This is a genomic window from Nostoc sp. 'Peltigera membranacea cyanobiont' 232, assembly GCF_002245985.1.
Taxonomy (GTDB): Bacteria; Cyanobacteriota; Cyanobacteriia; order Cyanobacteriales; family Nostocaceae; genus Nostoc.
Window position 1 is genome coordinate 1 of record NZ_NOLK01000155.1, and the last position, 19,137, is coordinate 19,137.

The following is a 19,137-nucleotide window of genomic DNA, read 5'->3' on the forward strand; positions in this document are numbered from 1 at the left end:
CCAACAAAACCAGAGATTGTTGGTGTTGGGTTTCGTTCCTCAACCCAACCTACGCCTAAATTCATCAAAGTCCTTAAAAATAAGGGTGGATGATTTTTATCCGACGAGAGTCATAAAAGAGCGATAGGGGGTAAATGAGCAATCGTACAGAAAGTTACGCTAAGGCTGAAAACCTTACTAACTAAATTCAAAAGCATGAATGCTCGTGCCTGATTCGTGGTCAGACACGGTAAAAACCCTCTGATATCAAATGATAAGTGTGGTAACTTCAACCATATTAAGGGGTTTTTAATGGTTCAATTCGCTCAAACCCTTGCCAAAAAACAATTACAGCACAAAACAATAAGTGCATACCCTAAGGGTGTTAAGAAAACAAAGAAGAAGAAAAAATCAAAACCGACGTTAAGCTTTTATATAGAAAAATGGCTACAAAGCTCACAGCGTAAGGGATAACGTGAGGGCAAAGACCGAGCGTATCCCTTATTATTCAAGTGAAGGCGGATAGTATATACTTGTGTTATCAGCTATTATTTAGTGTTTATACGTAAGTAGTAGTTGTATCGCGTAAAAGTAAAATAAAAAGCCTTGAGTGCTGCAAACACCCAAGACTTTATTAAGCTAGCAAGAAAAGATTACTTTTGAGCTAGCAGTATCATCGCAACCACAAGCAGGTTAGCGAGGATAGTGATGACCATAAGCGTCGATAGCATAGTCATCCTCCATATAACAGCACCACACCCCCAAGTAACTCTTAGCAAATAAGACAGTAGGCTTGGGGGTTTGTGCTAGGTCTTAGCCTACTTGCACCAATTATACTTTATGACAAAAGAAATTTTAAATATGGTTTACGTGGAATTGAGGGGATAAACACCATATACAAAGACATCTAATCAAATAGAAAATTATGGACACATAAGTAATTAAGTATTTAGACGGATGATGTTTAGAATTTTTAAACTTTAAAACATAAAAGTTGAATCCGTAAAGACCGTAAGCTAACAAGCAATAACAAGCGAAATAAAACTAAGGAATACATTAATTGCTTGAAATTTAATACATTGACACATCTAAAAGTACAAATAAATCCCACATCCCGCACCCTAAAGTGTCACACAACGAATTATGGACGTTTCGAGATTTGGGATTAGTGATCGCGGTCGCAGACTACTATTTGGCATTGAGCCAAGATGGAGGTATTTATTAATTGAGAATAATTTGCAATAACTTCTTAGTGGCTTGTCTGTTAACGAAATAATAGGGATCGTGGCGTAGTAGACTGTCCATAATAGAGCGCGTACACCGGACACTACCAGCAAGAGTAAATGAGGCCACCGCCCCCAGTTCGTCTACCCAACAAGCATTACAGGTCTAGAGAATACCTTACACCAAGTGAGGTGCGAAGTCTTCTTGATGCCGCATTAGAACGCAAAGCACGTTATTCTCACCGTGATTATACACTGATGCTGATGATGTTTCGCCACGGGCTGAGGGTGGGGGAAGCTGTAGGGGCTAAGTGCGGTTTAAGATGGGATGCACTGATGTGGAAGGAACGGCAGATTTTCATCACCAGGGAAAAGGGCAGCGATTCAGGGGTGCATCCCTTGAGAGACGATGAATTAGTTTTGCTCAAAGAACTCAGAGAGATGTTGCCCGACAGCAAATATATTTTCGTTTCTGAGCGCGGTGAGGTGATGTCTACTGATGCGGTGCGAAAGCTGCTTGGGCGACTGGCGGCACAGGCTGGACTCGATATCAAAGTTCACTGTCACATGATGCGCCATGCCTGCGGTTACTATCTGGTGAATCAGGGTTACAACACTAGGGAAATCCAAGACTTCCTGGGACACCGTGATATCAAACACACAGAGAAATATACAAAGCTCAACGCTCGACGTTTCCTGAATTTTGATTGGGGTGATTTATGAATCATGAAGAAGACAATTCCCCTTGGGGGCAAAAGGGAGCTACTCTGAGCGATAAAACAGCCCAAAAAGAATTTAACCTTGATCTAGCAGAAATTCTTGAGGCTATCAAATCAGGAAAATTGCAATATCGGCACAACACTTTATATGGAAATCCCTGCTTCAAACTCTTAAGGAATGAGGTAGAAGATTTTGTCATTGAAAAATATGGGTCGGATTATTTAAAAACTCAAAAGTGCAAAGCTGAATTATCAAAAATCAGTACAGAAATCCGAAGTTTGAACCGAAAAATATCTGAATTAGAAAAAAGAAAAGAAGAACTTTTAGCAACCATTAATTCTTGACTGTATAAAAATCTCTTCTCACACTATCACCCATTTTTAGAAAGATATCGAATAGGATTTGCTCCTGTATCCGAGGATATGCTGTGATTTAAAAATATATAAACAGAGTCAGGTTTCTTTTCCTCCTTTAAATTTTTCTCTAACCAATTAATAATAGGATTCTTACTTGGAGGATTTTCATTTGTATTATCATTACTAGCTTCAACAACATTTATATTTATATTTGTTGTCCAAGTAATTGAGCAAATATGATTGATATTAATAGTTGACTTTCCAATTGTTAAAAACATAATGTGTAATTCTAAGATGAAAACACGATAACGTGAGCGAACAGTTGGTGGTAAATGAGGTTCTCACGTCAATTTTAATAAAGCACACTGTTTAAGCCACGATTCTTTATCAAGTGCAGTAGCTTAAGAGATGCTCCACTAGGTCGCTTTTGTCCTATTTCCCATTTTTGAACTGTTGAAGTACTTATATTCAAAATACGTGCAAAAACAGCTTGACTAACTTGAGATGATTCCCGTATTTCTTTAATTTGTAATGGTTCTAGAGGCTCAATAGGAGGTAGGCATAGGTGTTCAAATTCGCGCAATGTAGTTTGATTCATTAGCCCAGCTTTGTGTAAGTCTTCTGCTGTCTCATGAACTGCTTCAAGAATTGCTGATTTCTTCTGACGCATTACAAATCACCTCTATTAACGCATTACTATTTTTTGCTTGCTCAAGTTCTTCTGGTGTATAAGCAAGTAATTGCTTGGATAACATTTTCAGAGCTTCTTCTTCATATGAGTCAATGTTGCTGCGTTCGTTTTTTGAAAAGCCAAAAATAAAAAACCAACGATCTTCATTATTAGTAGCTACTAGTGTCCGAAATCCACCACTCTTACCCTTCCCTGGTTTTGCTATGCGTTTTTTAAACAGTCCACCTCCCAGGTCAGCATCATAAAGCCCTGCTGCCATTTCGTTTACAGCGTTACAGAGACTAAGATTGTTTAAGCCAACATTCGCGCCCAACGGTCAAAAGTACGGTTTTTGTAGATTTTCATTTTCTAGTCTCTTCGGTTAAAGTATAGCACCTAGTCCTATACTTTAGGGGAAATATAGCATAGGCACAGCTGAGGAATAATAGTTGCTCTTTCTCAATCTCGCCAAAACTCGCCAATCACTGATAGGATTTTGGCGAGTTACGATATTTGGCGAGATTTATGAATAAGCAGTCAGCAGCAGATTTTCTAGGTGTCAGCGTTCGAGCGCTTGAGCGTTACGTTCAGCAAGGACGAATCAGCGTCAAGTACGAGAAAGGGAAAACTCGCCCGACTGCCAACTTTGACCCCGCCGAACTGGAAGCATTCAAGTCAGAACTGAACCAACCGACCGTAAAACCAGCCTTTGAATCTCGTCAAATAGCGACAGAGCAAGAGCAACAGACAGGTAAATTAGTGCATCAATCTGGCGAGATTACGGAATTTGGCGAGGTTGGGGTAATTGATAAATTATCCTCAATCATTGAAGGGTTACTGGGCAGAGGCGACAATCAGCCAGTAGTGCCGATCGCCGATAAGCTGCTACTGACTATTGCAGAGGCACAAGCGTTAACTGGGTTATCTAGGGAATTCCTGCGAGATGCAATTAACAAAGGAGAGTTAAAAGCCAAAGTGATTGGTAAGGGTTGGCGAGTTAAACGCAGTGACCTACAAGAGTACGTTGACAAGCTGTTTTGATTCTCGCCAAACTGCGACAGGGTAAATCTCGCCAGTAGCGTAGAGCATATTACGGTATTTAAAATAGTGGCGAGATTTGACGTGATTGCATGGGAGTGCAGTCTTGAAAGCGATCGCAACCAATGACCAGATGGAGAAATAATTAGTCAACCTCTGTGAGAATGTTCCGTGCCAAGACGGGTTGCATTCTACGCGCTTGGCTGAAAGATTTTTCTAGCAATAGTTTCAGCAATGTATATCTGAAGTGATATTTCATCAGATAGAGACGCAACTTGAAATTCGGTTTAAGAAACAAGGTTAAGCAATCATCCCGATTTACCTACTATTAAAAGGAAGCTACTTAATGTCATCGCACACATGCTTATCACTCTCACTAATTTTAGGATTAGTTTTCAGATAATCGTGTAACCAATCGCAACCATGCATCAGTAAATTTTCTAAATGCAAATTTAGTGGTTCATTTAAATTCCATAGAATTACTGTGTCGTCATCACTAGCCGAAGCAAGGGTCTTTCCCTTTGGGCTAAAACTCACACTTCTAACTTTATTACGATGCCCTTTTAAAGTTTTCTGTAAAGTGCCATCATCAATGCTCCAAAGTTTCACTGTGTTGTCCTCACTACCAGAAGCAAGAGTTTTGTCATCAGGGCTAAAACTCACACTTCTAACCCTATCTTGATGACCCTCTAAAGTTTTGAGAAAAGTGCCGTCATCCTTCCAAAGCTTTACAGTTTTATCAGCACTAGCTGTTGCAATCAAGTGGCCATTATGGCTAAAACTTATACTCAAAACTTTATCACTATGCCCTGTCAAGGTTTTAAGCAGGGTTCCATCAGGATTCCATAATATCACTTTGTTGTCATCACTAGCAGAAGCTATTCTTTGACCATCTGGGCTGAAACTCACACTATTAACTGCGTCTTTATGCCCAGATAGAGTTTTAAGTAGGATACCATTTCTGTTCCAAAGTTTTACTGTCTTATCTCCACTGGCTGAGGCTATAGTTTTACCATCAGGGCTGAAACTCACATCATAGACTAAACCTTTATGACCTATTAAGTTTGCAAGCAAACTACCGTTGCGGCTCCAGATTTTCACAGCGTTGTTTTCATCCCCAGAAACTATCATCTGACCATCAGGGCTGAAACTAATACTACGGACGGCAGCATCATGACCCCGAATGGTGTTAAGCAGATTGCCTTCGCTACTCCAAAGTTTTATAGTTCTGTCATCACCAGCTGAAGCTATTGTCTGACCGTCGGAACTAAAAGTCACTTTTCTAACAAAATCAACATTTGGAAGAGTTTTAAGAAAAGTGTCACCACTACTCCTCCAGAGCATCACTGTGTTATCCTCACTACCTGATGCTATTATCTGACCATCCGGAAGGCTAAAACTCACTCCCCTAACGGCGTTGCTATGCCCCTCCAAAGTTTTAAGCAAAGTGCCATCAAGCTTCCAAATTTTTACAGTCTTGTCATCACTAGCTGAGGCTATAGTTTTACCATCTGGGCTAAAGCTTACATCCTTAACTCCGCCGTTATGACCTTCCAAAGTTTTAAGCAAAGTGCCATCAAGCTTCCAGAGTTTCACCGTTTTGTCCCCACTGGCTGAGGCTATAGTTTTACCATCCGGACTGAAAGTCACACGCCAAACCCAATGACCATGACCTTTCAAAGTTTTAAGCAACTGCCCATCGTAGCTCCAAAGTTTCACCGTATTGTCAGCACTGGCTGTAGCTATAGTTTTACCATCCGGACTGAAACTGCAACTGAGAAAAGCATTATAAGTGTTGATAGTTCTAAGCAAAGTGCCATCAAGCTTCCAGAGTTTCACCGTCTTGTCCTCACTGGCTGAGGCTATAGTTTTACTATCTGGACTGAAAGTTATGTCGATAACAGAAGCTCCATGACCATTTAAGGTTCTAAGCAACTGCCCATCGTAGCTCCAAAGTTTCACCGTCTTGTCCTCACTGGCTGAGGCTATAGTTTTACCATCCGGACTGAAAGTCACGTCTCTAACAGAAGCTGCATGACCATTTAAAGTTTTGAGCAGAGTGCCATCCCGCCTCCAAAGTTTAATAGTTTTATCAGAACTAGCTGATGCTATTGTCAGACCGTCTGGACTGAAACTGACACGCCAAACTCTGGACATATGACCTTGCAAGCGGTTAAGTTCCTGAGCTTGATAGACTGCCTGTTGTAGATTTTCCAACGTTTCTTTTCTGATATCGTCTGATACTTCAGTCTCAAGCAATTTTTTACCTGCTTTTACGCTAATTAGTAATGCTTTAAGTTGGTCGTTTGAGAAAAGAAGTGCTTTAGATTCCGAATTTATTGCCTTAATTTCAGATATGTGCGCTTGATCAAGAGCAGTTTTTGCTTGATTACTAAGAATATATGCTACTACCGCTGTTATTATTAATAAAATTAAGGAAACAGTGCCAGCAATCCAAATCCGCTGTTGAGCTTTACGGTTAGCTGCTGCCAAGACTTGCTTTGCCTGTTCCTTTGCTTCTTCTAATCGTTTCTCAAAGTCTCGTTTTGCTAAATTTTGACTAGCATTTAAGAACTGATAGTCTAAATCACTCAAATTTTTGTCAAGAGTCCAATTTTGAGCATTCTGCAATGCCTCTCCCCGCAACAAGGACGACTCATCTTGCCTTCCAGAAGCAACCCAAGCATTTATAGCATAAGCGTAAGGACGCAGTTTTGCCAGTTCCTTCTCACACCAATCCTGGTTAAATACCTCCTGATAGATGCGGTTATAAAATCGCAGTTTGCCATCCTGCTTCACTAGCAATCCCGTCAGTCGCAATTCCGTTTGTTCGGGACTATCATCAGCTACTATTTCACCATGTTGTAAGATTTGTTGGCACAAACCCAGCCATCGTCCGATACGCTGTTCACCTCTTCGCAGCAGTCGGTCTCTAATTGTCCTCAAATGCTCAGGTTCATCCTGCGCCTCCCAATTTTCAATAATACGCTCTCTTACCAAACATTCAACCCACTCGGCAATTTGGAATTTGGAATTTGGAATTTGGGATTCTTCTCCTTTCGATCTCTGTATCGAAGGAGCGTCCTCATATCTCTGCTTCTCCCTTACTCCTTTTCTCCTCTCCTCTAGAGACGCTTGCACCAGTAACTTACAAACCTTCTGGGTCAAAAACGGCTGTCCACCTGTAAAATCCAGCACCGTCTGTATCAGTGCTTGAGAATTACCTACCGCCGCCAATCCTTGCGCCAGTGGTTCCATCTCGTGGAGTACGAAACCTGTCAAATCAATTGCACGACCAATATTAAAAGATGTCCGTTGTTTGTCTTGAATCAAGTCTGATGGCGTAGATACCCCAATTAAGGCAAATGCAAGGCGGTTATAAACAGGGTTGTCAGCACGACTATTGTAACAGTCTCGGATTACAGCAAAAAAATCATCCAAATTGAATTTCAGACTGAGGATACTGTCAATTTCATCAATAAAAATAACAATATTCTCAGGAATTGTTACTAGTAAAACTGTGTCAATAAATTTGCTCCAACGCTGCACTGGTGAAAGCAAATGATTATTAGTCCACCAGGTTTCTAAATCAAAAGTCTTGTAAAGCTTAAAACTCCTTACCAGACTATCAATCACTCCGGCGTACCACTGCTCTAGTGTAATTTCTGTTGTACCAATAGCATTAATATCGATAACAGCACAGGCAAACCCCTCTGAAAGCAAGTGTTGCGTCACCTGCACTCGCAAGCTAGATTTTCCCATCTGTCGAGAGTTTAAGACGTAACAAAACTCTCCTTTCTTCAAGCTCTCATAGAAATCATGATCGGCTTGCCGCAGGACGTAGGTAGGGGCATCAACTGGTAAAGTTCCCCCGACTTGATATTCATAGGCTGGGCGGGGTGCAACACTCATTAGTTAACTCCCAAACGTTCGCGAAAATACTGACGATACAGGTCACACAAAGGCATCACCTTATTGCCCTCATATTTTACCAAACCCATACTGCGGAGTTTAAAGGCTTCAACAGTGTCAACGTAAATAGAACTTTCCGCTATTACAACATTTTGGAGCGCAACTAACAATTTTGCATCCTTTTCCAAATTCAGTAGATGGCGACGTAGGTGGTCAGCGTATGGCCCTTCCTCTGTCGGTGCAACTTGCTTGAGCTCCTCTAGTGTCATCCTGCCACGGGCAATTTGATACAAAGCTACTCGCAGCAAATAAGGATGCCCACTTACAAGCATCATCAAATGCTTAATTTTTTCCTCATTCCAATGGAGTCCGTGGCGTTGTATTAATTCTAGTATTTGTATCTGATTTAAAAATGGTATTTCTATTGGCAAACCGACATTAAAGGGCGACTGATTTATGTTAAGAGGAATGTAAACCTCTCTGGAATGTGCAATCACTAACCTGAGCTTTTGCCAAAGGACTTCGTTTTTTGCCTGCTCATGCCAAACCCGCAGCAGCGCAAAAAAATCAGAAGCAATTGCGGGATACTTGAAAACTTCATCTACTTCATCTAATCCCAAAACAATGGGGCTGTTAATCTCAGATAACAAATATTGCTCAAAGTAATTTGTACACTTGTTCTTGCTACCGAGAAAGCCCTTCCAGTAGTCGTCCAGTCTATCTACTAAATTTAATTTGTAGGAAATACTAACACAAAACCACTGCAAGAACTTATCCAGACTGGTAAGAAATTCTGCATCGGCTGATTGGAAGTTCAAGGATACCGTCCGATATTCTTGTTGGTTAGTATGATGAAGAATTCGGCTTATTAATGAAGTTTTACCCATCTGCCGAGGAGCCTTAATCCGAATCAGAGCACCAGGTTTTAGAATAGTTTCGTAGCAATCTGTTTCTATGGGAGGACGTTTTACATAGAAGGCAGAGTTCAGAGGCACTTGTCCTTCTGGATTCTCTAGGATATCTGTCGCATTTGATAACCCAAATAACCCAGTTTTCAAGTCCAAACGAACTTCCGGGCGGTCTATAAAGTGTTTTTTCTGAGGTGGGGCTTGGGATAATTCATTCAAAGGAGCGTGAACAGTATCGGTAATATAAACATTCCCTGCCACATAGCTAAACACTTTACTTTGCTCACGCACTAGTCCAACCGTTGTGTTGTGGTTTCCCTCAAGGTGCTGTTGAATTTCTGTTGTGTGGCTATCACCTACATCACGTTTGGAAGGCTCCTCAGTCACAGTTTCGTTAGGGGCGTTCTGAGTTAGCTCAATCCACATTTTAAATAGATAATTGAATATCTTTTTCAAGATTTATTCCATACTCCTCTTTAACCCTATTTTGAATCTCCACTGTTACATGGTCACGTTACCCTGTACTGAACCAATAACCTTGCTATTTCCATCAACTTGTCCACTTGTTTGATTATTATCACCAGTAACATTCTGTAGAATACTGGTGGTGCTGGAGTCTGCTGGTAAGTTTTTAGATATTATCTGGGTAATGGCTTCTGCTAATGACTGGTCTTTCTCTAAAAGTTTTTTCAATTGCACTCGTAAAGCCGCCTGCAAATCCTCATCATCCGGTGCAGCAGCAACATCCTCTATTGCTTCCTGAACTGCTGGTTTTGTAGCTACTTTTGGATAGAGCTTCGCCCATATAGCTTTTGCTTTTTCCCAAGCATCGACACCGAATTTTTCGGCAGCTCCTTCAGCAGCTTTGTTACCTAATTTAAGCAAGAAAGGTAGAAATGGAACAATAAATAAAGTAAGAGATGCTACATCCATTTTTGATATCCTAAGTATGTAAATATAATTTTTATATTGATTAAAAGCCGTATATAAATAACTTACCTGTTTCGGAAAATATAAGCCTTGATTAGCATGACTTTAAGCTATTTAAAATGGGTAACTTATTTATGTTTTGTGAGCAGTTCATTTTTAGATTATACTGGTAATAATACGGTGCTTAAAGAATTATAAATAAATATTTATTAAGTAAGCTTAAGTATCAAACTAGCTGCCAATAAGTAACCTTTCACACTTCCCCCCCTACCTCTCAACGATAAATCAAGGGTTTAGACCATTTTGCAGGGCGGTGGGGGGAGTAAATAATTACCAGGACTTACGCAACTGGCACAAAATGCGGGGCGGGGCTATGTCCCCGCCCCGCAGTAACTTAAATGAGACTAAACACATACAGTAGTCCGAAAATTTTTCCAGAAGCCTTATCAGCCCTTCATTTCGCTTTCAGTAGACCGAAAAGTTTTTCAGAAGCATCATTCTTAATCAGTGAGTATTTTATTTATTGGAAATCCCCAACTTAATTTACCACAATCTAACCAGCTCTTAACAAATAGGCGGCGCAGCGGAGTGTCTGCCGCTGCCTGCAACAAATTGGTTTGCTCAACGAGTGGATTTGTGGCAGTGGCAGACACCGCCTATTTGAGCGAAGCGGTTAAGAGTTGCGCCATCACCTAGAGAGAGATACCTTTAGTCTGTCTTCTTTCTTGTCGCTCTGCTTCTTCTCTTATTTGTTGCAATACGCGCTCTGCTTTTTGCCAAAGCATCAGGTCTTCTCTTTCTACTGTCCCGATATTAATCGGTGAATACTCAAGCTCACCTGACTGGTTTCGGTTGACTGCCACTCGGAAAATCTCACCTCGTTCATCATGGGTAAATACTAATTCTCTACCCTGCTTCTCTAGAGTTGCACGTTTGAATCTCAGGCTATTTGAGCCAGTTTCTTTTAATTGCCAGTTGATTAATTCAACAGCAATAGGCACTGCGGACGCTAAGAATTCCGACTCAATACGCTGCTTTTCTGTGAGTGACTGTTCTGGTTCAGACTTTTGAGTTGCCAGTTGATTACTAGCGATAAGTACCAATTCTCTAGCTTCATCTTGTGTCCATCCGGCTGGACTGGCAAAGATAATTTCTTCAACATCTTGGGGTGGTTTATTATCTAATAGTGCCCGTATAGCAATTTCTTTATCTCGGTCAGTCACTAATAAGTTTTGCAAGTCGGCGCTGTAATACTCATATAACTCGGCTCTTAGATTATCTTTTAGCTTTGGTTCATCTGTGGTTATAGTTGGAGTTTGATTAAGAGCAATTGCATCCACTGGTTTTTGCGATCTATGGAGTTGCTCCAAATAAACAATCGCTGCTTCCAGGTCGTCGAATATGGTTCTTCCGGCTGATAGCTGCTGCTGATATTGAGAAAATTGTTGTGTTAATTCTAATACTGTTTGGGTTAAGGCTGACTCGACAGTTGATTGCTCAATATAATCAGAAATTGATGAAATGGCTCTTTTCTCTAGATATGATTGTAACTCATTCGTAAGCGCTGTATCCAAGTCATTAAATGTAGTTTTAGCTGTAACGAGTTGCTCTTTGTATTGAGAAAGTTGTTGCGTTAATTCTAATACTGCTTCAGTTAATGCTGAAGAGACAGTCGATTGCTCAATATAATCAGAAATTGATGAAATGGCTCTTTTCTCTAGATATGATTGTAACTCATTCGTAAGCGCTGTATCCAAGTCATTAAATGTAGTTTTAGCTGTAACGAGTTGCTCTTTGTATTGAGAAAGTTGTTGCGTTAATTCTAATACTGCTTCAGTTAATGCTGAAGAGACAGTCGATTGCTCAATATAATCAGAGATTGATAAGATAGCTTTCTTCTCTGTATGGGATTGTAACTCTTGAGTAATCGCCGATGATAGCTCGTCGAATGCGGTTCTACCTGCTGATAACTGCTGGTTATATTGAGAGAGTTGTTCTGCTAATTGTGGTAACGTTTCAACCAAGGCATCATCAACTGCTGACTGTTCAATAAAGTTAGAGATTGTATTTATGAGTTCTGAACTTGCTCGTTGCCCCGCATCTGATTTAGCTGGGTTTAGCTGGTGTTTAGTTTCGGCTATAGCTTGAGCTTTTTTCGGGAAGATGGTTGATATTATTTGTTGATTAACTTGGTTATTATCTACAGATTCTAAGAAATTATTTAAACGTTTAATTTCGCTATCATCACGTTTTGAGTCATAATTTATCCCCAACTCAGTCTGAAGCTTTGTAAATGAACACTTATATTTATTGAGATTACCTCCCTGTTTCCAGAGTAAGCGAGGGCTATCATCTTCATTAACTGAGCCGATATCAATGCCAAACTTGATACCCCTTACCCCACCGTGACCGTAGTAACTGACGATGGATTTGACCTGATGCTCTCTCCATAACCGCTCAATTAGCTGGGGCATTGTGGGTTTATCTGCTGCCACTTGCTCAATAGCCCGTCGCATTATTTCTTCGCCTGGAAGTCCCAAACTCTCGACTCGTTCCAGTTGATTCCGAGTCATAGCCTTTTGCTTACTCTCCCAACTACTTTGGACTGGGGTTAGCTGAAATTCTCGCTCTAGCAGTCGGGCAGAGTGTTCTGAATGGGCGTAATTGTTCCAAGTGCGAATAGACTTACCATCTAGATTATTGACTCTAGATGCAACGATGTGGGTGTGGTCGTGTTCTTTATCAGAGTGCTGCGCTATAAAGAAGTCATAAGCTGGTAGTTCTGATTCTATAAATTCATCAACTAGCTGGTTCAGTTTGGTGTCAGCTATCCTTTTATCAGGCTGTTTAACTTGAGCTTCATCACCCTGAAGCCGCGATAGTACAATGATATTCGCAAAGTGACGTTGGGACAGATTAGCTAATTCGTCATCATTTAGCGTTCTATCGTTTTTCGGTACACTAAGCATTAAGTGATAACATGGGTCTTTTAGCTGCGGGTTAAGATGGGCTGATAAGGTAAACTGCTCTACCAGTTCATTGGTACTTCTCCCGTACATATTCCCGCCAATGATTTTAGCTTTCTCTTTCTCAAGCACATATTTAGTAGTGCCACGAAATGATTTGTTAGCTTTGACTTTGGTAATCATTTAGCTACCCCTCTCCCGTAGATTGAGTGAGTGATTGGCGAGTTTGTTCTAAAAGTGCTGTCAATTCTTCAAGAGTTTTTAGATATGATTTCACCTCGTTAGTCAACGGTTGACTACCAATTTTTACAGCTTCGTTAATGGCTCTAGTCTGTTGATTTAGGTTGTTGCCAATCTTTTTTAGTTCATAGATAGCCTGTCGGTTGATTTCGGGAATGACTAACTTAGGATGTGGTAGAGGGTAATCAAATAATCTCGCTCTAATATAATCGCTTTGCACCACTCCACTGCATCGCTGCTCTAGTTTAGCTTTCTCGGCATAGCTAGCCCTAAACGTGATGGTTATTTCTCGTTTATCATCTGGTGATAGTGACCGATTGCTTAATGTGTCAGCTAATTGATTACTGAGATTGGTACGGGGGTCTGGCTGCATAACTAGTTAGGAGTTTGATTATTTGATTTTTTCTTTTTCACCGGGTTATTCGCTGTAGCTGCGTTAGGCACGCAGTGCCACGCAGGTAGGCGAATAACCCGGAACTCTCTTGACTTATTAACCCCTTGAAAAGAACGGTTTTCCGGGGGTTTGGGGGACACCCCCAACAAGCAACCACGCCGCTTTACCCGGAGGGTAAAGTAGCACGAAGTGCGTTACGGCGTATTGGTTGCCTACCCCCTTACGACGGGCTAGGGTAAACCAGAACCAAGGGGCACAACGGGAGACTGGGGGAGTACGAGACTTTGGCGATCCACGAGTGGCTGTCTGCAATCACTCGTGGTGTAACCGAGGGCATGGTCTATTGGGCAATGCTGGCGATACTAGTGATACGAAGGATGTTGATTCATGGGTAACTGCTTTTTTAGACTAGTCTACCTCACGAAGATACAAACCCTATTCTGTTGATATTCGTCACATCACGACAAGAAACTTAAACTTTTTTTTTACCACGTTTTTTTACAATGGAGTAATTTATTACTAATGCTGAATATGTCGCGCAAACCGAAAGCTGTCCCTTTATCAAAAATAGAAGATATTCAAACCAGTCTCAAACAGAAAGCGGCGACACCTAAAACTATCAGCCTGTTAGATTTAGTTCTCAGTTTGGCTAAACCTATTCAAGATATGTTAGATGCTGGCTACTCTTATGACGATGTTTCTGATGTGTTTAAAGGTCATGGGGTAGAACTAGCGGCCAGTGGTTTGAAGAGTTTTCATAAAAAAGCTTCAACAATAACGGAGAATAGTTCGAGTAATGAATCATCAGATAAAGCGGTTGATGAATCAGTTAATTCTGACTCCGAGCCAGAATTAACTGATTCATCAACCTCAAATAATGACTCGGTTTTACCAGTAGAACCAGATAGTTCACCTATTGATAGTAGTGAACCATCCGGCTCATCATCAACTAAAACTAGTAAACGAAATAAAACAACACCTAAGACTTCTGCCCAATTTAATATCACTGATAGGAGTGAAATATGAAACGCATCGTGATGATACTGGGGGGCAAGGGTGGTACAGGTAAGACTGCCTTTACTCGCTTGCTACTGGATGTAATGCACAATAAAAGCATTAATTATCTAGCTTATGATGCAGATACAGAGAATCCAGAACTGTACGAGTATTATCAAAATTTTGGCTCAGGGGTAAGACTGTTGAACTTCTTAGAGGTGGCAGAGGCGAAACGCTTCTTTACGGAAATCAAAGCGGAATCACCGGACTCAATAATAGTAGATATGCCAGGGGCATCAAGCAATAAAACCAGGGAGATTATCAATAAGTTTGGGCTATTCAAAATTGCAGGTGATTTGGGTTATCGGGTTACGCTGGTGACTGTGCTTAACCTGGGGTACTCGGTGATAACCAGCTTAAAAACTATGGCTGAGTTCTGTAGCGATAAAGCTGATTATGTGGTGGTGAAAAATCTGTGCTGGGATAAAGGTTCAGGTTTTCAGCGCTGGGAGAACAGCAAAACATCGGCAGCTATTTCGGAATTGAAAGGCATAGAAATAGATATGCCAGAGCTAGACTACTCGACCTTTGACACGTTGACAGAGAAAGGTTTACCTTACTCGGCTGCTACTGAAGAGAATGGATTTCCTTTTGGGGATTACCTACTAGTCAGTGGATTTTTGGATCAGGCTAAACCAGAGCTAGAAAAGGCTGAGGTTTATCTGGGGTTGCAGCAACCATCAGTTATACCAGATGCTTTAGAAAACACTACGACTTCAAAACAGACAAAAGTTACTGCGTCTACTTCTCGTCGGGGTCAAAAGAAAACTAATGAGCAACAATAATAATGGCAACGGCAATCACAGCAATCCTCACTCTGAAACTGCCGATTCAATAGAGAGCAGTGAACTGGGTGAGGTCAAGATAGCACTGGGCAGATTATATAGAGAGTTTGAAAATTTTAAGCAGTCACAAAAAACTGAACGCGAACGCGATAGGGCGGAGTTACAAGCATGGGCACAAACGAATTTAATTCAGAATCAACTCCTCAGCAAAGCGATGGTGACAATCGAGATGCTGACGACCGAATTGAAGAATCAGAATCTCTCCTCGAACGAGTTCGAGAAGAACAACGAAGATTTGAGACAAGAATTAACTCCCTTACTGACGCAGTTAAAGAATATGCCCAAGTCGTCAGCGACATTAGAGAGCTTAGAATTCAAAGGGCTGAAGAGCGAGATAACAGAATTAAAGCAGAACTGGAATCAACTGTTGAATCACACGAAGAACTTGACTACGGTTATTCAGGAGTTGAAGAACAGCCCTCCCCCCGAACCCATCACCATAGAGAAAGAGGTTTATCGCGCTGAACCCATAGGAAAATATGGGACGATGGGGTTGTTTTCTGCATTATTTACTTTGTTGATTTTCCTTGGATTCAATCAATTTATTCCGGTAAATATCTCGAACGATATCGACATCTATTTGAGAGCAATTTTGCAGCGTACAGATTATAGTAATGCCAAGCTACAACGGGTAGAAAAGCGTTTGGGGACTGACCGAAATCGAAGATGAAGGGCAAGATATAGCGATTGGGGCAAACAGAATTAACGTGATATTTGCCCCAATAATAGAAATAATCAGAGATAAGAATGCACAAGTTTACCTTGCGCTGACCACTTCTCATCAAGAAGTCTGCAAGCGACATAGACAACTTTTTGAGGGTTACGCTTATGTCTTCCATTCATGTTCCAAGAACGGACAGTATAATCACCTTCATAACCTAAGACAAGTGCAAGCTCGTCGTAAGTTAACTGCCACTTTTTCTTCAACTCAATTGGGTGCATAAATTTAGATCCATTACTAGGATTCAGGCTTTTGATGTCTTGATGTCTTGGAACTAACTGAAAATTAAAGGCTTTCTGAGATTGCAGTAATATTAAAAAGCAGTAAACCCTAACTTCTCACTACCCTTCAATTGGTTGGATTCTACAAGTTGTGCAATCGCACACCTTAAATAGCGAACACTAGGTTTATCTTCACCCCACTTTCGGCTATTTCTAATCGCAGCAAAGCTGACTGGTGTTGTCACGGCTGAAGTAACAATGTTTAAAATTTGCTCCTTATCAGCCTCAGAAATGCTGACGAATTCTAGCTCTGCAATTTCAACGTCTTGGGTAGGCTTTGAGAAAATAGACTCAAGCTGATTAACTGCGTCATCTGGTGCAATTTTCTCTCCTCTGGGCATAACTGCTGGCTGGTGATGCTGCACCAGTTCCGGGAAGAATTTGAGTAATGTTCTTGCTGGATCTGGCTGACCATTTCCTGGGTGTAACTCTATCTTTAGCCAGTCAGGAATCATGCCCAGATTGCCACCGCTAACAGGTTCAGCAAAGTTATTAGGGTTGGCTTTGAAATATTCGCCACTGGCAACATTAATCTTTCGCAATCCGCCAGCGCTGACAGACTGAGCTACACACCCAATAAAGTTAACCGATTGCTTAAAAGTATCTGCTAGTCCTGCCGTAGCTTTACCTACCACGCTTGTCAGGTTAGAGCCATGCAATACGATAATTAATGTACCGCCAGACTTAGCAAAGCGAGAAAGTAAATATTGGATAGCCCAAGTGCGATCGCTCTCATCAAGTAGGGACAGCAACCGCATCGCCTCATCAATGACTAACAGTAAGTTTTTGTGTGAGTAAGGTTCACAGCCATCTAACCCTTTAAGAAATTTAAGCAAGTCACGGGCGACTAGTTTATCTGCCCCGTCTGCATCTTTTTCCGGGTATTTAAGAGCAGAAATTAGATTACAACTAAAGGGGTAAACGTCCACCCCGGCTGTAAAGTATTGGGTGTTTAATCCCGAATCTAAAGCTAGAGATAATGTTGCCAAGATTGCTGCTAAGGTTCCCTTACCACCTCGCTGAGTGCCAGCGATCGCAATGACTTGGGAACTCATCATATCTTCTACTTGAAAACCACTTTTCCTTAAAGCCGCGATGAGTGCGTTTGCTCTATTCGCCAGAGGGAGATTAGTTATAGTCTCTGGTGAAAGCCCATTAGCTGATGGCTGTAACTCCTCCGGTCTAGAAAGCTCCGCAGCTTGGTTCATCTTCCCAATATCTACAGTCGGTGATTGAAACTGCTTAATATCTACGGTCGGTGGTAACTGGGTTTGAGCCTGTGCGATAGCACTTACCTCTGACCGATTCAGCCGGCTGTCAATGGTCACATCCTGTAAATGGAGAGCCATACTTTGATAAGTCGGTAGCTGACGACCCTTAAGCTTGCCAAACCAACCAAACATCCAGCGATAAGCATAAAAACGTTTTCCTGGCTCAACTTGGGTTAAATACTGCCCAATATTTTCAAATTCAGCTAGAAGAAAGGCGTACTCTTCAGCCTCGTGTCGCTCTAGGAATTTAACAGTATTTGCAAGATGATCCGCTTGATAATTGCTCCTAGTATCATAGTCACCAGCACGAGAGATCGCATCTACAAAGTTGCCACGTACAAATGGTATTGGTGCAATTTCTTTAGTACGGTTCGAGTGTTCGACAACAAACCATAGCCACGCAGCACCGCCAATTAAACCACCAACTACAGCCAAAGGATTGACCGCATAACAAACCGCTCCTATCCCAGAAGCCAGCAAGCCAAGTACACGGGTCATGTCTGCTTCGTTCTCAGAAACTCGGGCCATTTCAAATAATTGCTCTTTTCTCTCTTGCAGCCATTGGGCGATATTTCCGGCTTCCAAGTGAGACAAGCTAGGATATGATTCGCGCAAATGTTCAGTTTCTTTGGTTGTAATTTTTGGGATATTGTTACTTTGCATAAAACAAATGCCCTGTTAAGTAGTGAGTGCCGCTCAATGTAGAGAGTTGTTGAGCGGCACTGGCTTTAATCTTTGGTCAACCGCCAGATGGCAAACCCAATTTCACCTGCCATCATTGTGCCGATGTTAAACAAGATGCAACCCAAAATCATGAACGGGGCTGTAAATTCAAATGGGTTACGAGCCGCAAAGGTGGTGACAATATCGAATGCCCAAACCGCAATCACAACTAACCCTGCGCTAGAGCGATCGCGTGTACCTGCGGTTTTGTAATCCACCCACAGATGGCCTACCAAGTCAATCTTGCCACTAGGCTTGGTTTCAAGCTCATAAACCATGTGATCTTGAAGTTCCCGCCTAGCTGAATCTGGGTTTTTACCCCGTAGGGCGTGGGCTTCGAGGGACTTCCAAAGAATAAATTATTCCAAGAAAAACAAGAGACAGGTTTTATCAAGAATGATAATCATTTTAAGGGGGGAGAAAAGGGGTTGCCCAGGGCAACCCCTTTTCTCCCCCTCATCTATGCATGAAGAATCTATACACTTGTCGTCTGCTTTGAAGTTAAACAGTGTAAATTAGTATGTTTTGTAGCTAAATAAATGCTGTTATTAAAATCAAATAACTTTTGTTTTACTACAACAAATATCAATAAACCAATTACCTAAATTTGGGAAAACTTCATGAGTAGAATCGGTTAGCCGCTCAATCTGTTTTTCAATTTGAGCCATAGCTTTTTTTGTAAGCTTTACCCCATTCTCATAAGTTTTGTGTACTAGCTTAACTACTGGATGATCACCTTTCCATTTCATAGTACTAGCAAACTTTAAAGCCGTCTCTACTTCATCTAAAATGCTGCCATTCCAATGATTCTCTAGTATTGCCCATGTCCTTTCTATCGGATTATATTTACTATGATATGGAGGGTAGTAAGCTAAACGTATGTTTACTTGATGTTTGTGGGCAA

Annotated in this window: 19 protein-coding genes; 8 read left to right on the forward strand and 11 right to left on the reverse strand. The window is 41.3% G+C overall.

Going from position 1 to position 19,137, the window contains the following annotated elements; genetic code table 11:
* The first annotated feature begins 291 nt into the window (after positions 1 to 291).
* The 3 genes from CDG79_RS42965 to CDG79_RS32370 all read left to right on the forward strand — a co-directional run bounded on the left by CDG79_RS42965 (position 292) and on the right by CDG79_RS32370 (position 2,266).
* Positions 292 to 453: a hypothetical protein gene (locus CDG79_RS42965; protein ID WP_189525210.1), complete on the forward strand. Its 162-nt coding sequence runs from the start codon at positions 292 to 294 to the stop codon at positions 451 to 453.
* Positions 454 to 1,322: 869 nt separating this feature from the next.
* A complete protein-coding gene (locus CDG79_RS32365) occupies positions 1,323 to 1,925 on the forward strand; it encodes a tyrosine-type recombinase/integrase (protein ID WP_094345782.1) in 603 nt (200 codons plus the stop codon).
* Complete coding sequence (locus CDG79_RS32370) at positions 1,922 to 2,266, forward strand: hypothetical protein (RefSeq protein WP_094345783.1); 345 nt, start codon at positions 1,922 to 1,924, stop codon at positions 2,264 to 2,266. Before CDG79_RS32365 ends, CDG79_RS32370 begins: the two co-directional genes overlap by 4 nt.
* Positions 2,267 to 2,292: 26 nt before the next feature.
* Here the strand turns inward: CDG79_RS32370 and CDG79_RS32375 are convergent, their stop codons facing one another.
* The 3 genes from CDG79_RS32375 to CDG79_RS32385 form a co-directional block, all read right to left on the reverse strand.
* Complete coding sequence (locus CDG79_RS32375) at positions 2,293 to 2,556, reverse strand: hypothetical protein (protein WP_094345784.1); 264 nt, start codon at positions 2,554 to 2,556, stop codon at positions 2,293 to 2,295.
* Between the two features lie 74 nt (positions 2,557 to 2,630).
* Positions 2,631 to 2,948: a helix-turn-helix domain-containing protein gene (locus CDG79_RS32380; protein WP_094345785.1), complete on the reverse strand. Its 318-nt coding sequence runs from the start codon at positions 2,946 to 2,948 to the stop codon at positions 2,631 to 2,633.
* Positions 2,920 to 3,228 (reverse strand): type II toxin-antitoxin system RelE/ParE family toxin, encoded by a 309-nt coding sequence (locus CDG79_RS32385; protein WP_262985859.1) that lies wholly within the window; start codon positions 3,226 to 3,228, stop codon positions 2,920 to 2,922. The genes CDG79_RS32380 and CDG79_RS32385 overlap by 29 nt, the downstream gene beginning before the upstream one ends.
* 245 nt (positions 3,229 to 3,473) lie before the next feature.
* On the opposite strand from CDG79_RS32385, the gene CDG79_RS32390 reads away from it, so the two are divergent.
* Positions 3,474 to 3,989 carry a helix-turn-helix domain-containing protein gene (locus tag CDG79_RS32390; RefSeq protein WP_094345786.1) on the forward strand — a complete coding sequence of 172 codons (516 nt, stop codon included), beginning with the start codon at positions 3,474 to 3,476 and terminating at the stop codon, positions 3,987 to 3,989.
* A 336-nt stretch (positions 3,990 to 4,325) separates the two neighbouring features.
* On the opposite strand, the gene CDG79_RS32395 is transcribed toward CDG79_RS32390, so the two are convergent.
* The 5 genes from CDG79_RS32395 to CDG79_RS32415 all read right to left on the reverse strand — a co-directional run bounded on the left by CDG79_RS32395 (position 4,326) and on the right by CDG79_RS32415 (position 13,315).
* The gene (locus CDG79_RS32395; protein ID WP_094345787.1) at positions 4,326 to 7,898 is read right to left on the reverse strand and encodes an AAA-like domain-containing protein; all 3,573 of its coding nucleotides are present in this window, start codon (positions 7,896 to 7,898) and stop codon (positions 4,326 to 4,328) included.
* Positions 7,898 to 9,262, reverse strand: a complete 1,365-nt coding sequence (locus CDG79_RS32400; RefSeq protein ID WP_223278466.1) for an AAA-like domain-containing protein — start codon at positions 9,260 to 9,262, stop codon at positions 7,898 to 7,900. Before CDG79_RS32400 ends, CDG79_RS32395 begins: the two co-directional genes overlap by 1 nt.
* A 45-nt stretch (positions 9,263 to 9,307) precedes the next feature.
* Positions 9,308 to 9,739: a hypothetical protein gene (locus tag CDG79_RS32405; protein WP_094345789.1), complete on the reverse strand. Its 432-nt coding sequence runs from the start codon at positions 9,737 to 9,739 to the stop codon at positions 9,308 to 9,310.
* Positions 9,740 to 10,428: 689 nt separating this feature from the next.
* Positions 10,429 to 12,885 carry a relaxase/mobilization nuclease domain-containing protein gene (locus CDG79_RS32410; RefSeq protein ID WP_094345790.1) on the reverse strand — a complete coding sequence of 819 codons (2,457 nt, stop codon included), beginning with the start codon at positions 12,883 to 12,885 and terminating at the stop codon, positions 10,429 to 10,431.
* A gap of 4 nt (positions 12,886 to 12,889) precedes the next feature.
* The gene (locus tag CDG79_RS32415) at positions 12,890 to 13,315 is read right to left on the reverse strand and encodes a plasmid mobilization protein (protein WP_094345791.1); all 426 of its coding nucleotides are present in this window, start codon (positions 13,313 to 13,315) and stop codon (positions 12,890 to 12,892) included.
* A 229-nt stretch (positions 13,316 to 13,544) separates the two neighbouring features.
* Here CDG79_RS32415 and CDG79_RS41595 point away from each other — a divergent pair, with 229 nt between their 5' ends.
* The 4 genes from CDG79_RS41595 (at position 13,545) to CDG79_RS32430 (ending at position 15,907) form a co-directional block, all read left to right on the forward strand.
* Positions 13,545 to 13,748, forward strand: a complete 204-nt coding sequence (locus CDG79_RS41595) for a hypothetical protein (protein WP_143855643.1) — start codon at positions 13,545 to 13,547, stop codon at positions 13,746 to 13,748.
* Positions 13,749 to 13,858: 110 nt separating this feature from the next.
* Positions 13,859 to 14,362: a hypothetical protein gene (locus tag CDG79_RS32420; protein WP_223278467.1), complete on the forward strand. Its 504-nt coding sequence runs from the start codon at positions 13,859 to 13,861 to the stop codon at positions 14,360 to 14,362.
* A complete protein-coding gene (locus CDG79_RS32425; RefSeq protein ID WP_094345793.1) occupies positions 14,359 to 15,177 on the forward strand; it encodes a hypothetical protein in 819 nt (272 codons plus the stop codon). The genes CDG79_RS32420 and CDG79_RS32425 overlap by 4 nt, the downstream gene beginning before the upstream one ends.
* Positions 15,164 to 15,907 (forward strand): hypothetical protein, encoded by a 744-nt coding sequence (locus CDG79_RS32430; protein ID WP_094345794.1) that lies wholly within the window; start codon positions 15,164 to 15,166, stop codon positions 15,905 to 15,907. Before CDG79_RS32425 ends, CDG79_RS32430 begins: the two co-directional genes overlap by 14 nt.
* Before the next feature lie 364 nt (positions 15,908 to 16,271).
* On the opposite strand, the gene CDG79_RS32440 is transcribed toward CDG79_RS32430, so the two are convergent.
* From CDG79_RS32440 to CDG79_RS32450, 3 genes are all read right to left on the reverse strand, one after another.
* Positions 16,272 to 18,173 carry a hypothetical protein gene (locus tag CDG79_RS32440; RefSeq protein ID WP_094345796.1) on the reverse strand — a complete coding sequence of 634 codons (1,902 nt, stop codon included), beginning with the start codon at positions 18,171 to 18,173 and terminating at the stop codon, positions 16,272 to 16,274.
* Positions 18,174 to 18,238: 65 nt separating this feature from the next.
* The gene (locus CDG79_RS32445; RefSeq protein WP_189525211.1) at positions 18,239 to 18,511 is read right to left on the reverse strand and encodes a hypothetical protein; all 273 of its coding nucleotides are present in this window, start codon (positions 18,509 to 18,511) and stop codon (positions 18,239 to 18,241) included.
* A gap of 276 nt (positions 18,512 to 18,787) precedes the next feature.
* The coding region (locus CDG79_RS32450; protein ID WP_442946263.1) for an ISAzo13-like element transposase-related protein at positions 18,788 to 19,137 on the reverse strand (350 nt) is incomplete at its 5' end.